Origin of the sequence: Microvirga sp. 3-52, from assembly GCF_018383585.1 — a bacterium.
Lineage (GTDB): Bacteria > Pseudomonadota > Alphaproteobacteria > Rhizobiales > Beijerinckiaceae > Microvirga.
In genome coordinates, this window is record NZ_JAHAMK010000044.1 from 14060 (window position 1) to 27098 (window position 13039).

The following is a 13039-nucleotide window of genomic DNA, read 5'->3' on the forward strand; positions in this document are numbered from 1 at the left end:
GGTTGCTTCGGCAAAGCGCCTCCTGCGGCAACGTCGTTCCAGAATGTCCGCAACATAGGAGTAACTCGAGATGCGTCTTACCGATTTCAAGGTTCTGACCTTCGACTGCTACGGAACTCTGATCGACTGGGAAAGCGGGATGGTCGAAGCCCTGAAGCCCCTCACCAGTACGATGGATCGGCCTCTCACGCGGAACGAAATTCTGGAGGCTCATGCGCGCCACGAGTCTTCGCAGCAGCGGCAGACGCCGGCGATGCTCTACCGGGATCTCTTGGGTGTTGTCTACAAACGCCTCGCCGAAGAATGGGGCGTCCGTGCCTCCCACGAGCAATGCGTCGCCTATGGCCGCTCCGTTCGTAACTGGCCCGCTTTCCCGGACTCCGCCGAAGCGCTCCAGTATCTCAAAAAGCATTACAAGCTTGCGATCCTGTCGAATGTCGACAACGAGACATTCGACCACAGCAACCGGCGGCTTAAGGTAGAATTCGATGCCATCTTCACTGCGGAGGACATCGGATCCTACAAGCCGAACCTGCGGAATTTCGAGTACATGCTCGAAAAGCTTCAGGACATGGGGCTTTCCAAGACCGACATCCTTCATACGGCGGAAAGCCTGTTCCACGATCACAAGCCGGCTAACAGCATGGGGCTGGCATCATGTTGGATTTACCGGCGCAAGCAGGAGACGGGCTTCGGAGCCACTATGGATCCAGGCGAATCGCCGACTTACGACTTTCAGTTCACGAACATGGCTGAATTGGCAAAGGCGCATCAGGAGCAGGTCAGCTAATGCCAAAGCCGGCAACGCGATTGACCCGTGAGAACGGAGATGGGAACGTTCCTGCCAGACACGTGCCGGGACGTCACTGCCGGTATCGGATGTACCTGCGGTTCCGCCCCAGATCTCCGACCAACGCTCCCGGATGCCGGCCGCATCGAAACGCAGTCACTCCAACGAGAACGAGCTCCATACCTAGAGCACCAGAAAGGGAACCCACATGACCCACACCCGCCGGCAATTCATAGGCACGATTGGCGCTGCTACGGCACTGATCGGTGCCCCGTCCATCCTTCGTGCGCAGGCCCAGGGCACATTCCGGATCGGAGCGCTCTGCCCAGTCACAGGATCCGGCAGCCCTTTTGGTTCCGGTATGCAGAAGATGATCATCGCGGCAGCCGAGGCGGTGAATGCCGCCGGCGGCGCCGCCGGGCGCAAGATAGAGATCGTTTCCGAAGATACCCAGACGAGCCCTCAGGCGGCAGTGCTGGCGGCGAAGAAGCTCATCGACGTCAACAAGGTTCAGGCGGTTCTCGGAACCTGGTCGTCCGGAGTTTCGCTCGCAGTGGTCCCGTTGACCAATGACGCCAACATCATCCTCATGAACACGTCCGGCGCGCCGGCACTCTCCGTTCCTCCCGCAAACGCCAAGGGACTGTCCTATCGGTTCCAAGCAACCAACGACCGCTTCGGTCGCGCATTTGCGGAGATCTGCGAAAAGGAAGGGTTCAAGCGGCCCGCGACGATGGCCTTCAACAATGCATCCGGTGTCGGCAACACGGAAGGCTTCCGCAAAGCCTGGGAGGCCAAGGGGCACAAGGTCGTCGAAAGCGTCGTGTACGAGCCAAACCAGCCAACCTATCGCTCAGAGCTGCAAAAAGTCCTGGCAGCGAACCCTGATGTGATCGTCACGGGCTCATACTTGGCCGACACCACGATCATCATGCGTGAGTGGTATCAGAGCGGCCAGCCGGTCAAGTGGGTCATGCCGGGTTGGGCCGCCAGCCCTGATCTGGTGAAGGCGGTCGGCCCTGACGTCGTCGAGGGGATCATATCGGTCGACTCGGTCTCGAACGAGAATGCTCCGTCCTACAAGGCCTATGATGAAGCCTACCGGAAGGCGACGGGACAGCCGGGGCAGTCAAACGTGTATGCGGCCATGACCTGGGATATGGTGCATGCCGTGGCACTGGCAATCGAGGCGGCCAATGGCACGGACATGGCTGCCATCAACGCCAAGATCCGTGAGGTCTCCAACCCTGCCGGGCAGCAGGTTTATACCTATGCGGAGGCCAAGGAGGCGCTGAAAAAGGGCAAGATCAACTTCGAAGGTGCCTCTTCGGTGCTTGATTTCGACCAGTACGGCGATGTGACGCCCGACTTCGGCGTCTTCTTCATCGAGGGCGGTCAGCTCAACCGCCGCTATGTCGTCAAGATCTAGCGGCCGCTTCCCACGCCCGGCTCGGTCCACCGAGCCGGGTGCAGCCATGGTCCCTCCGCAGAGAGGACCTCGTTTGTAGGTTGTCCATGTTCTATGCCCAGCTCCTTGTGAACGGTTTAGTCCAAGGCCTCGTCATCGGCTTGGCGGCCCTGTCGATCACGCTCGTGTTCGGCATCGCCCGGTTTCCGAATGCGGCCACCGGCGACTTCATGACCTTCGGTGCCTACTCGGCGCTATCCGCCCATAAAGTGACCGGATCAATCGCGATGGGGGGCTTGGCCGCCATCATCGCGACCGGCGTGATCTCCCTCTTGGCCTACCTGGCCGTGTTCCGTCGCCTGGCCGAGCGATCCGTGGTCGCGCTGCTGGTGGCGTCGATCGGCATCGCCTTTTTCATCCGGGCGGTCCTGGGCGTTGCCTTCGGGCACAGCCAACAGGTCTTTCAGGTCCCACTGTCGCGTCCCTACGTATTCGGCAGTGTCAGGATTACGCCCCTTGACCTGCAATTGGCTCTCGTGGCTCTCGCGGCTCTCGCGCTCGTCTTTGCAATCCTGTACCTGACACCCATTGGACGTCAGATGCGGGCCGTCGCGGACAACCGGGACCTTGCGCGGGTTTCCGGTATTCGGCCAGATCGCGTGATGATCGCGCTCTGGCTGCTTGCGGGGAGCGTGGCGGGTGTCGCCGGAATGATGCTGGGGATCAAGACAATCGTCACTCCGGAATTCGGCTGGGAGATGCTGCTCCCCGCCTTCACGGCAGCCATCTTAGGCGGCATCGGATCCCCCGTTGGCGCCGTTGTTGCCGGTCTGATCCTGGGCGTGGTGCAGGAGGTTTCAACCCCGCTCGTCGGCTTCACCTACAAGATTGCCTTGGCTTTTATCATCATGCTGGCCGTGCTTCTCATACGGCCGCGGGGCCTGTTTGGCCGAGTGGAAGGAGCACGCTGATGGAAGCTTACTTCATCGCGATCGGCATCATCGCTCTTATCTATGTGATCCTGAGCCTGGGCCTCACATTGCAGTATGGCCTGACAGGCCTGATCAACTTCGGGCATGTCGGCTTCTTTGCGATTGGAGCCTATACCAGTGCCCTGCTGGCTCTGAAGGGCGTACCATTGGTTCTCAGTTTCGCGGCCGCTGCCGCCCTAGCCGGTCTCGCCGCCTGGCCGATCGGCCTCGTGTCGCTCCGGCTGCGGGACGATTATTTCGCGATCGTCACGCTCGGGTTCTCCGAAGTCGTCAGGATCGTCATCACGAGCGAGAGGTGGCTGACAAACGGTGTCCAGGGCGTCCCCGGCATCCCGCGGCTCTATGACAGCCTGGGGGGATCCGTCGCTCAATTGGCCGTCTTGGTTACGGTCTTGGCCGTAACCCTCGTAGGCGTGTGGATAATCCGTCGCATCGCGGGCTCTCCGTTCGGGCGCCTCATCGAAGCCATTCGCGACAACGAGGAGGCCGTGCAGGCACTCGGAAAAGATCCGGCCCGGTTCAAGATCCAGGTGCTTGTGGTGGGTGCCGCGCTTGCCGGGATCGCGGGCGCATTCTACGCCCATTACATCACCTACATCGTCCCGGATCAGTTCATCCCGCTTGTGACATTCTACGTCTGGATGGCGATCATCATGGGCGGCGTCGGGCGTGTTTCCGGTGCGATCGTGGGCACCGCCATCCTGATGCTTTTCCTGGAGGGATCGCGCTTCCTGCGCGACATCGTTCCCGGAGTTTCCGAAGTCGATATGGCCTCGGTGCGCATCGGGGCGGTCGGTCTGCTTTTGGTGCTGTTCATCATGTATCGCCCGCAGGGTCTCATGGGGGATTATACGAAGCGATGAGCCTTGAGATCCATGACATCAGCAAAGCCTTTGGCGGCTTCCGCGCCCTCGACGGCGTCCGCCTGACCATCGAGACCGGCAGCCTGTTCGGCATCATTGGTCCCAACGGGGCCGGGAAATCAACCCTGTTTTCGGTCGTGTCGGGTTTCGCTCGCGCCGACGAGGGACAGATCCGGTTAGATGGACAGTCCCTCGACAGCCTGTCGCCTCCGGCGCGGGCGCGAGCCGGCATGGTTCGGACGTTCCAGGTGCCGAGAGAGTTCCGGCACCTGACCGTTCGTGAGAACCTGATGGCGGCTGCTCCGAAGCAGACGGGGGAAAGCCTGTTGGGCCTCTTCTTTCGTCCGGGCCGGGTTCGTGAAGAGGAGGGGGCGATCGCTGAGCGTGTCAATCAAACGATCCGATTTCTTAGACTGAGTGCAGTGGCGGATCAGCCCTCCGGAAAATTGTCGGGAGGTCAGAAGAAGCTGCTGGAACTCGGCCGGGCCCTGATGGTCGAGCCGCGCCTGATCCTGCTGGACGAACCCTTCGCCGGCGTGAACCCGGTGCTGATCGGCGAAATCATGGAGCGGATCATCGAACTCAACATGCGCGGAATTGGCTTTGTCATCATCGAGCACGACCTTGAGGCGCTGACTAGGCTCGTGCCACAGCTCGCGGTCATGGATCGCGGCAAGGTCCTTGCGCAGGGTGCGCCGCAGGCGGTGCTCGACGATCCGCTCGTCCGAGAAGCGTATCTGGGAGGTGTCTCGTGACACTGCTGGAAATCGAGGAGGTTCGCGGCGGGTATGCCGAGGTGGATATCCTCAACGGCATTTCGCTGACGCTGCAAAAAGGAGAGATCCTGACTGTTGCCGGAACGAACGGCGCCGGAAAATCGACGCTCGCAAAGGCTATTGTCGGACTTTTGCCCCGGGTGCAGGGCCGTATCGTTTTTGAGGGCGCGGACATGGCGCCGCTTCCGACCGAGGCTCGCATCGCCCGCGGCATTGGCTATGTGCCCCAGGTAGCCAACGTGTTCGGATCCCTGAGCATACTTGAGAACCTGCAAGTGGTCGTCGGGGTAAAAGATCAAGGCCAGCGGATTGCTGAATTGTTTGAGGTTTTCCCGCTCCTAAGTCAGCGCAAGAGAACGCGGGCGGGCAGTCTCTCCGGCGGCGAACGTCAGCAGCTGGCATTTGCACGCGCGCTGATGACGCGCCCCCGCCTGATGATCCTCGACGAACCCACGGCGGCCCTTGCGCCGGCGAAGGTCGCGGATGCCTTCGAGCTGATCCACCGGCTTCCAAACCTCGGTGTTTCGGTGCTCGTGGTCGAGCAGCGGGCCCGCCAGTCGCTTGCAATTTCAGACCGAGGCTGCATCTTGGATGGTGGACAGGTTGCTCTTGCTGGCGACGCGGCGAGTTTGCTGGCAGATGATCGAGCAGCCGAGCTCTATCTGGGACGAGCTACACATGGATGAAGAACAGAACCGGCTAGGCCAGCGCGTCTCGGATCAGGGTAACGCATCGGCTCATATGCCGAACCTGTCGCGCCCTAGCTGTCAAGCCAGGAACTCAGTTACCGTCGAGGCAAAGGCTTCTGGCTGCTCAATATTCGAGATGTGAGCCGCATCGAAGATTACCACCTTGGAATTTCTGATCGATGATGCGATCAACTGACCATCCGCCGGTTTTGTTGCTGGATCACGCGAGCCGATGATAACCAGAACCGAGTTGGTGATGCTGCGGATTGCCGCCCGTTGATCCATGTCGCGGATGGCTGCGCAGCATCCCGTATATCCCTCAATCGGTGTCCGCAGGATCATAGCGCGCAAACGATCCATCGTGGCAGGCGCAGCCTGTCGGAAGTGCTCAGGAAACCAGCGTTCGATCGTCGGCTCGACGAGCGCTCTCATTCCACCTCGCCGCGCTGTTTCAATACGCCCGTTCCACAGTTCGACCGGTCCCATGTAGGCGGCCGTGTTGGCGAGCACCGCTTTGTCGATGCGCTCTGGAGCATGCGTCAGCATCCACATGCCAACCATGCCGCCGAGAGACAGCCCGCACCAGTGCGCTGTCTTGATCCCGAGCACATCCATGACGCCGATGGCATCCCGACCGAGTTGTTCTATTGAATACGGTTCTGCCGAGACGACACTGCTGCCGTGGCCGCGCTGATCGTAGCGGACTACACGAAACCGCTGGGACCAGACCGACACCTGATCGTCCCACATGGAGAGGTCGGAGCTGAGTGAATTTGAAAGAAGAAGAACTGGCGCGGTCGCAGGTCCATCAAGTTTCACGGAAAAATCATCCCCATTTACGCGGATAACTGCCATGATCGCATCTCCCTTGGTTTATGTTTGGTGGATCACCAGTGAGACGAGCGCATCGGGCGCTAGCCAGCATATGCTGGCTCGGCAGCGTCTGGTTCAAGACCCGAGTGGTCGGGCTCGCCCCAGTTAAGGGTATCTGCATCGACCCACCCAGCCAAAACCCTCTCTGTTATGGTCCTCTCACATGGCGAACGTGCAAAGCGTAACGCTATTGGGAGCTTAGACCGGTGCCACTTTACGTCTACGGCACACAATAATGTAGCGCTTCTACGCCAGCCGAGTTCGATGTTGTAATCCCGCCGACCATGGTGACCGGATCCGATAGGGTGGTGGTCCTGATGAGGCCTGCTGAGCATGGGCTTGGCCTGCGAGCGCCAAGCCTGCCATACACAATGTAACCACGGGCACTTTCGACGGTGACATATCCTGTCCTTGGCTATCTGAGCTCTCAAATCCTAAAGTCTCTCGGATCTATGCTGCCACTATGAGCATCCTGAGAGAGGACAGTTGAACTGCCCTCTGTCAGAGCATGACGCTGGTCATTGAGGCTCGATGCCGAGTTCCCGAATGACCTGGCCGGTCGATGCAAGTTCCGCTTCCAGGAACTTCTTGGCTCCATCAGGCGTCCCAGCCTCGCCCGGATCGACCTCGAAGCCCAGAGTCGGAGCCCGCTCCTGAACATCCGGCTCCTTCAGAACCCGTGCGATCTCCGAACTCAGCTTCTGAACAATGTCAGAGGGCGTGTTGGCTGGAGCGAGGACCATGAACCAGCCTTGGAGATCGACGCTCTTCAAGGTCTCGGAAATGGCAGGCACATCGGGGAGCGAGGAGATGCGCTTGGTTCCAGCAACGGCTATCGGCCGGAGCGAGCCTTCCTTGATGAAGGGCTCGACCACGGATGCCGATTGGATTGTGATTTGGGTGCGGCCCGTGATGCTGTCTTGCACAGCGTTCGAAATGGTGTTGTAGGGCACGAGCACGAACTTAGTGCCCGCCTGCTTGTTGATCGATTGCGCAATCAGCCCCGAGATATTCCGCGGACCATCAACCGCAAGGCTCAATGAACCGGGGGCAGCCTTCTCGAGCGCAATCAACTCGGGGAGAGTCTTGGCCTTCACATCCTTATTCACCAGGAGCACATGATGGCTTTTCGCCACCATGGCGACTGGCGTGAAGTCCTTGCCTGGATCGTATGAGAGATTCTTGAAGGTATAGGGATTGGTGACCAGCGAGGCCGAGGTCGCGAACAGGAACGTGTAACCGTCCGGAGCAGCACGCGCGACCGATTGCGTCCCGACGACGTTCGCGGCGCCAGGACGGTTCTCGACAACGAACTGCTGCCCAAAGCTACGAGAGAGTTTGTCGGCGATGATGCGGCACAGGACGTCGGGGCTGTTTCCCGCGGCCTGAGGCACAACGATTGTTACCGGCCGTTGCGGCCATGTCTCGGCCTGGGCTGTGGCCGTGGCCAAGAGGGCCGCGCCTGCTAAGAGAATTCGCCGGGTGAAGGTGGTCATGTCTTTCCTCCTTGAGATTGTGCATCGAGATAATTGATGGAATCGGCGCCTTCTTCGGACGCCCTGATGAGCCATGGATGGATCAGCCCGGCGTTGTATGCCGGGCTGCTCTTTTGGTCAGTCAGACCTCATCGGCGACGCCATTGCGCAGGGTGCCAAGGCGATCGATCGCGACCTCGACCGTATCTCCTGGCTTGAGCCACAGGGGAGGGGTCCGCTTCGCCCCCACACCGCCGGGAGTGCCGGTTGCAATCACGTCGCCGGGCTCAAGCTTTGTAAAGGATGAGCAGTACTCGATGATGCGCGGGATATCGAAGATCATCTGCTCGAAGGTGGCATCCTGCACCACCTGGCCGTTCACCCGCGTCTGGAGTCTGAGTGGTCCCAACTCGCCCAGCTCATCTGGCGTCATCATCCACGGCCCGAACGCGCCGGTATCGGGGAAGTTCTTGCCCGGCGTGAACTGGTGGGTATGGCGCTGGAAGTCCCGCACGCTGCCGTCGTTATAGCAGGCGTATCCGGCAATATGGCCCCACGCGTCTGCCTTGGAAATGTAGCGCCCGGCCTTGCCGATGATGATCGCGAGTTCGCCTTCGAAGTCGAGTTCGTGCGAGACCCGCGGGCGTACGATATTGGCCAGATGTCCCGTTTGGCTGTTGGCAAAGCGGGCAAAGATCGTGGGGTTCTCCACTTCGGCGCGGCCGGTCTCCTTGCGGTGTGTCTCGTAGTTTAGGCCGACGCACAGGATCTTGTCCGGATTGGGAATCACCGGGAGCCATTCGATGCTCGAAAGCGGATATCGTTTGGCATCTCCGGTTCGTTCGGCGATTTCACGGAGGGAATCGGCAGTGATGGCAGACTTCAGATCTGGATACCGGTCCCGGAGCACAGTTCCGAGATCGACGGCATCCTCACCATCGATAATACCCCAAGTAGAGGTCCCGTTGGCTTTGAATGTTGCGAACTTCATGAGGCGGTCCTTGCGTGAAGAGAAACAGGAGACTGGTCGGAATACGGGCTTCTCACTGCCGTGGGCCGAAGACGGGCTTGAAGATCCGCCATCAGCTCTGAGAGGGATTCCTCGTCAGACGCTATGCCAAAGACGTAGTGATCGGGCCGGACAATGGCGGCATGGCATCCGTGTACGTCGAACCATCGGGCGAGCACGTCATCCAACTCAATGACGGTATTGTGCACATCAGGGTCTGCGCCGGAGGACGCATCGCTTGAAGAGCCAACTTTGATGACATGCAAGCCCAGGTCTTCAGCGTTCTTCCGTGTCGTCTGGGAGATATCGGACGAATGCCGACTCTTGACGACGAGGCGCCAGCCGGCTCCAACTACAGTGTCGAGTAGTTTTCGGCCAACCTCCGTTTGCACCCAGGGCTGTGGGAACAGGGTGCCCTTGGCTTTATCCTCTCGCGATGCCAGCAATCCCTTCTGCAAGGGCGGCACGATCTCCTGACGCGTGATCGTCCGCGGTTGTCCGCCACCCTCAGCAAGAATGCGTGCATCGCGCTCACGCGCTGCTTCCGGGTCGCGCTCGCAGATCACCTTGCCGATGGCCTTGATCCGGGTCGTGAGCTGGCGGACATGCTCGCTGCGCTCCTCCTCGTAAGTGTCGAGAAGAGCCTCGCCTGACTGGCCCTTGAGAACACGGTCAAGCTTCCAGATCAGGTTTGAGACGTCACGCAGGCCTTGGCACATGCCCTGGCCGATGAAGGGTGGCTGCTGATGGGCGGCATCCCCGGCAAGGAAGATCCGGCCACGCCGCCACTCCTGTGCGACAAGGGCATGGAAGCGATAGCTTGCAGCCCGCCACAGGGTGGCATCATTTGGGATGAGCCATTTCGACAAAAGCTTCCAGACCTGTTCCGGCTGCTGCGCCTCGCGGGGATCCTCATCAGGCAACAGCATGATCTCCCAGCGGCGGTGATTGCCGGGTCCAATGATGAACGTGGTCGGGCGTGCCGGATCACAGTACTGGGCGGCCGTCTGCGGCAGTTTCCCGAGCGCGTCCTCGTTCACAAGCACGTCGACCACAAGCCAGGGCTCGTCGAAGACCAAATCCTCAAGGACGATCCCGAGTTGCTCGCGAACAGCGCTCGACGCGCCGTCGCAGGCGATTACGTAGTCCGCCGTCACGGTCCGCGCCCCGCCATGATCGCTGCGCAAGCTCAGCATGACGCCCGTCTCGGATTGTTCGAGCTTCAGTAGTTCTGTTCCAAGAGAGATTTCGATGCATCCGTAGGAGGCTGCATGGTCACGCAGGGCCTCCTCAACCGGCGGCTGCGTGAACACCATGCTGGGGGTGTAGCCAAGCGGGTAGGGCTCCGGGACCATATCGATGCGCCGGATCAACTGGCCCTCGGCCCCGAAGTGCTGCGAGGCCGGGAACGGGGCCACGTAGGGCAGGACGCGTTCGGCCACGCCGATATTGTCGAAGAGACGAAGGATCTCGTGATCGATGGCAATAGCGCGCGGCTTGTCATAGACGGTGCGGAGACGGTCAATGGTCAACGTGCGGGTGCCATGGCTTCCGAGCAGGCTCGTTGCAACGGCACCGGCCGGACCAAAGCCAACCACGACAGCCTGATACTCATTGGGGCTCTTGTTGCTCGAAGGGGTCACGCTGGAACTCCGGCCTGGGGGAGTGTGGATCTCATTGTGCATTTTGTGACGGCGCGACGGCCGTGTAGGTGATCGCGGTCTGAGCCGCCTTCACATGCTCGGCTTTCGGTGGAGCAATGCCCCACTGATCGGTCCGGCCGGGTGGCCAGACCCACTCGTCCGGGCCACGCACCCTGTACGTATTGTCGACCTGAAGGACTTCGGCCGTGTACTCGATCACGAAACCAACAGGGTCGATGAAGTAGGCGAAGACGTTGTCACCCGGCCCGTGGCGTCCGACCCCCCACGCAATGGGATAGCCGGCATCGATCATGCGGCCGGAGGCGCGCATGACGGATTCCCAATCCGGGACGAGAAAGGCAATGTGATTGAGGCCATTGACCTTGGCCTCCGCCAGCACGACGGCATGATGATCGCTGTTGCAGCGCACGAAAGCCATCATCTTGGAGCGGTCGGTGAGGCGAAAGCCAAGAGCCTTCTCATAAAATGCCGCTTCCTCATCCACGTCGGTGCTGTTGAGATTGACATGGGCGAGCCGGAACGGCCGGTCGGTGACCTCCTCGCCGGTCGGATGCTGCCGGTCGCCATGAACGAACCGCAAAATTCCGCCCTGCGGTTCGCGGATCGTCAGGATCGTGCCGCCGTCAGGACCCTCGTTCGGGATAGGCCCGGACAGGATCCGCGCTCCATGCTGAACGACGTTGTTAGCGACCATCACGAGATCGTCGGACGATGCGGCTCGGAAGGTTACCGAGAGGATCTCGGGACTGTCGCTGCCGTGGAGGGCGAGGACGTGGTGATCCGTCCCGCTCGCGCGAAGGTAGATTGCTTCTTCATTCCTGATGACCACCTCGAGTCCCCAGGTCGATGTATAGAAGCGCTCCGACAGCGCCAGGTCCGGCGTACCGATATCGACGCTGCGCAACGCAGTCACGGGAAAGCGCGTCATTGTGGACATTTCCTAAAAGACCGGGCGTTACAGATTTCATCATCGGGCGTTGTTGTCTCCTGCCGCGATCAGCGCCCTTCGATCGGTTTTCTGCTATAAATTAAGGTCTAGTACGGACTATCAATACAAATTTCCTCACTTGCAAGATAAATTTATAAATTTTTGCTTTTTGATGTCCATGAGTATAAACATGCAGCATGAGATGGGCCTCTTGGGGTCGGGCCCAGCAGGGACAAGAGCATGAGCAGAGTGTCGTCGGTCCGGCTTGTGACGCCCCCACCTTCCACGCAGACCGCTAACCTGTACGACAGGCTGCGGGAGGATGTGCTATCCGGGCACCTCAAGCCTGGGCGGAAGCTCCAGATGCGGTTCCTGATGGATGCCTACCAAGCCGGCCAAACCCCGCTCCGGGAGGCTCTCAACCGACTCACGGCTGAGGGGCTGGTGGAGTCGCGGGAGCAGCGCGGCTTCTATGTCAGGGGTATCAGCCAAGCGGAACTGGTGGAGCTGACCCAGACACGATGCTGGGTCGAGAGCCTGGCGGTGCGCAAGGCCATGGCAGCCGCGACGCCCGAATGGGAGGAAGCCCTCATCGTGGCCCATCACAGGCTCAGCCGAGCCCCGCGGTCTCTCAGCGCCGAGCGGTTTGAGGACAATCCGGAGTGGGAGCGGCTCCATCGAACATTCCATCGAACCCTGATCAGTCAGTGCGGATCAAAATCGTTGGTTGGATTTTGCGATCAACTCGCAGATCAGCTCTACCGCTACAGGCGATTGTCGATCAGGAAAGCCTTCCCGACTCGGCACGTGGCCGATGAGCATCAAGCCATTCTGAGCGCGGTTCTCAGTGGAGATGCCGACAAGGCAGCAGATCTCCTGAGTTCCCACTTCGCAGCGACCGCAGAGGTTCTCCTGAAGGACGAATCTGTCTTTCCTGGCGTGCCTGCCGAACAGAACGTGGACATCGATGATGCTGAGGGTTGATGCATCGCGAGGGTTGCGCAGTCAGCTCTGACTGCCGTCGAGATGCCCCTCGCCTTCACATGCTCGAAGGTCTCGATTTGGCCATGGTCGCGAGCATCGGGGCCTACCTTGTCTACGGCCGGTTCGTGGAGGTCATCGGCGCGGCCAAGGCCAGCACGTCGATGTATCTCGTGCCCGTCTATGCGCTTGCGATGGGAGCGCTGTTCCTGAACGAAGGTCTTCTTCCGTACCACTTCGTTGCCATTGTGCTGGTCTTGGGCGGCGTCGGAACGGCGACACTGGAGGCGAGCGGATTTCTTGGCTCCGCCAGCAGCTAGGCTAACCGGACCCTCGACACTGCCCTTTGGACGTCAGGAATTGGAACTCCCCGGACGTAAGCCGAATTTCCGCAGTCGTGGGGTAAGCCGACCTTCGTACGGCCACGCTTAACAGCCGAAGCTGACCGAGGCTGTGTCAAAACGCGGGATCTGGTAATCTGGTTAGGTGAGCACGGACTGGAGGGATCGCGATGAAGCGGTTTGTCCAAGGCCAGGAGCGCAGCCAGGGCACCTTGTTCCCGGCCTGCCTCGACGAGTACGTCAGCGAGGA

13 protein-coding genes are annotated in these 13039 nt (G+C 60.2%); 8 read left to right on the forward strand and 5 right to left on the reverse strand.

The features are described 5' to 3' along the window. Positions 1-70: 70 nt before the first annotated feature. The 6 genes from KHP60_RS22475 to KHP60_RS22500 all read left to right on the forward strand — a co-directional run bounded on the left by KHP60_RS22475 (position 71) and on the right by KHP60_RS22500 (position 5515). The gene (locus KHP60_RS22475) at positions 71-790 is read left to right on the forward strand and encodes a haloacid dehalogenase type II (RefSeq protein WP_213566517.1); all 720 of its coding nucleotides are present in this window, start codon (positions 71-73) and stop codon (positions 788-790) included. Positions 791-998: 208 nt separating this feature from the next. Next, positions 999-2219 carry an ABC transporter substrate-binding protein gene (locus KHP60_RS22480; RefSeq protein WP_213566518.1) on the forward strand — a complete coding sequence of 407 codons (1221 nt, stop codon included), beginning with the start codon at positions 999-1001 and terminating at the stop codon, positions 2217-2219. Between the two features lie 86 nt (positions 2220-2305). Next, a complete protein-coding gene (locus KHP60_RS22485) occupies positions 2306-3169 on the forward strand; it encodes a branched-chain amino acid ABC transporter permease (RefSeq protein ID WP_213566519.1) in 864 nt (287 codons plus the stop codon). Then, entirely contained in the window at positions 3169-4053 is an 885-nt protein-coding gene (locus KHP60_RS22490; RefSeq protein WP_213566520.1) for a branched-chain amino acid ABC transporter permease, read from the forward strand. Before KHP60_RS22485 ends, KHP60_RS22490 begins: the two co-directional genes overlap by 1 nt. Further along, positions 4050-4808: an ABC transporter ATP-binding protein gene (locus KHP60_RS22495; protein ID WP_213566521.1), complete on the forward strand. Its 759-nt coding sequence runs from the start codon at positions 4050-4052 to the stop codon at positions 4806-4808. The genes KHP60_RS22490 and KHP60_RS22495 overlap by 4 nt, the downstream gene beginning before the upstream one ends. Continuing rightward, the gene (locus KHP60_RS22500; RefSeq protein ID WP_213566522.1) at positions 4805-5515 is read left to right on the forward strand and encodes an ABC transporter ATP-binding protein; all 711 of its coding nucleotides are present in this window, start codon (positions 4805-4807) and stop codon (positions 5513-5515) included. Before KHP60_RS22495 ends, KHP60_RS22500 begins: the two co-directional genes overlap by 4 nt. A gap of 81 nt (positions 5516-5596) precedes the next feature. Here KHP60_RS22500 and pcaD read toward each other — a convergent pair whose 3' ends face one another. The 5 genes from pcaD to KHP60_RS22525 all read right to left on the reverse strand — a co-directional run bounded on the left by pcaD (position 5597) and on the right by KHP60_RS22525 (position 11467). After that, positions 5597-6373, reverse strand: coding sequence for a 3-oxoadipate enol-lactonase (gene pcaD, locus KHP60_RS22505; protein WP_213566523.1), 777 nt, complete (start codon positions 6371-6373; stop codon positions 5597-5599). Between the two features lie 536 nt (positions 6374-6909). Then, positions 6910-7887: a tripartite tricarboxylate transporter substrate binding protein gene (locus KHP60_RS22510; protein WP_213566524.1), complete on the reverse strand. Its 978-nt coding sequence runs from the start codon at positions 7885-7887 to the stop codon at positions 6910-6912. Between the two features lie 121 nt (positions 7888-8008). After that, positions 8009-8857: a fumarylacetoacetate hydrolase family protein gene (locus KHP60_RS22515; RefSeq protein ID WP_213566525.1), complete on the reverse strand. Its 849-nt coding sequence runs from the start codon at positions 8855-8857 to the stop codon at positions 8009-8011. Beyond that, on the reverse strand, positions 8854-10518 hold the full coding sequence (locus KHP60_RS22520; RefSeq protein ID WP_311925228.1) for a bifunctional 3-(3-hydroxy-phenyl)propionate/3-hydroxycinnamic acid hydroxylase: 1665 nt from the start codon (positions 10516-10518) through the stop codon (positions 8854-8856). Before KHP60_RS22520 ends, KHP60_RS22515 begins: the two co-directional genes overlap by 4 nt. A gap of 31 nt (positions 10519-10549) precedes the next feature. Further along, positions 10550-11467 carry a VOC family protein gene (locus KHP60_RS22525; RefSeq protein WP_213566527.1) on the reverse strand — a complete coding sequence of 306 codons (918 nt, stop codon included), beginning with the start codon at positions 11465-11467 and terminating at the stop codon, positions 10550-10552. Between the two features lie 240 nt (positions 11468-11707). Here KHP60_RS22525 and KHP60_RS22530 point away from each other — a divergent pair, with 240 nt between their 5' ends. Both KHP60_RS22530 and KHP60_RS22535 read left to right on the forward strand, forming a co-directional pair. Then, positions 11708-12451: a GntR family transcriptional regulator gene (locus KHP60_RS22530; RefSeq protein ID WP_213566528.1), complete on the forward strand. Its 744-nt coding sequence runs from the start codon at positions 11708-11710 to the stop codon at positions 12449-12451. 59 nt (positions 12452-12510) lie between these two features. Beyond that, a complete protein-coding gene (locus KHP60_RS22535; protein WP_213566529.1) occupies positions 12511-12768 on the forward strand; it encodes an EamA family transporter in 258 nt (85 codons plus the stop codon). Positions 12769-13039 lie beyond the last annotated feature (271 nt).

What these genes read in the sequence shown, in the direction of transcription:
- KHP60_RS22530 (WP_213566528.1), top strand. Translation starts at nt 11,708, where the DNA reads ATGAGCAGAGTGTCGTCGGTCCGGCTTGTGACGCCCCCACCTTCCACG.
- KHP60_RS22495 (WP_213566521.1), top strand. Translation starts at nt 4,050, where the DNA reads ATGAGCCTTGAGATCCATGACATCAGCAAAGCCTTTGGCGGCTTCCGC.
- pcaD (WP_213566523.1), bottom strand. Translation starts at nt 6,373, where the DNA reads ATGGCAGTTATCCGCGTAAATGGGGATGATTTTTCCGTGAAACTTGAT.
- KHP60_RS22525 (WP_213566527.1), bottom strand. Translation starts at nt 11,467, where the DNA reads ATGACGCGCTTTCCCGTGACTGCGTTGCGCAGCGTCGATATCGGTACG.
- KHP60_RS22515 (WP_213566525.1), bottom strand. Translation starts at nt 8,857, where the DNA reads ATGAAGTTCGCAACATTCAAAGCCAACGGGACCTCTACTTGGGGTATT.
- KHP60_RS22510 (WP_213566524.1), bottom strand. Translation starts at nt 7,887, where the DNA reads ATGACCACCTTCACCCGGCGAATTCTCTTAGCAGGCGCGGCCCTCTTG.
- KHP60_RS22490 (WP_213566520.1), top strand. Translation starts at nt 3,169, where the DNA reads ATGGAAGCTTACTTCATCGCGATCGGCATCATCGCTCTTATCTATGTG.
- KHP60_RS22480 (WP_213566518.1), top strand. Translation starts at nt 999, where the DNA reads ATGACCCACACCCGCCGGCAATTCATAGGCACGATTGGCGCTGCTACG.
- KHP60_RS22485 (WP_213566519.1), top strand. Translation starts at nt 2,306, where the DNA reads ATGTTCTATGCCCAGCTCCTTGTGAACGGTTTAGTCCAAGGCCTCGTC.
- KHP60_RS22475 (WP_213566517.1), top strand. Translation starts at nt 71, where the DNA reads ATGCGTCTTACCGATTTCAAGGTTCTGACCTTCGACTGCTACGGAACT.
- KHP60_RS22535 (WP_213566529.1), top strand. Translation starts at nt 12,511, where the DNA reads ATGCTCGAAGGTCTCGATTTGGCCATGGTCGCGAGCATCGGGGCCTAC.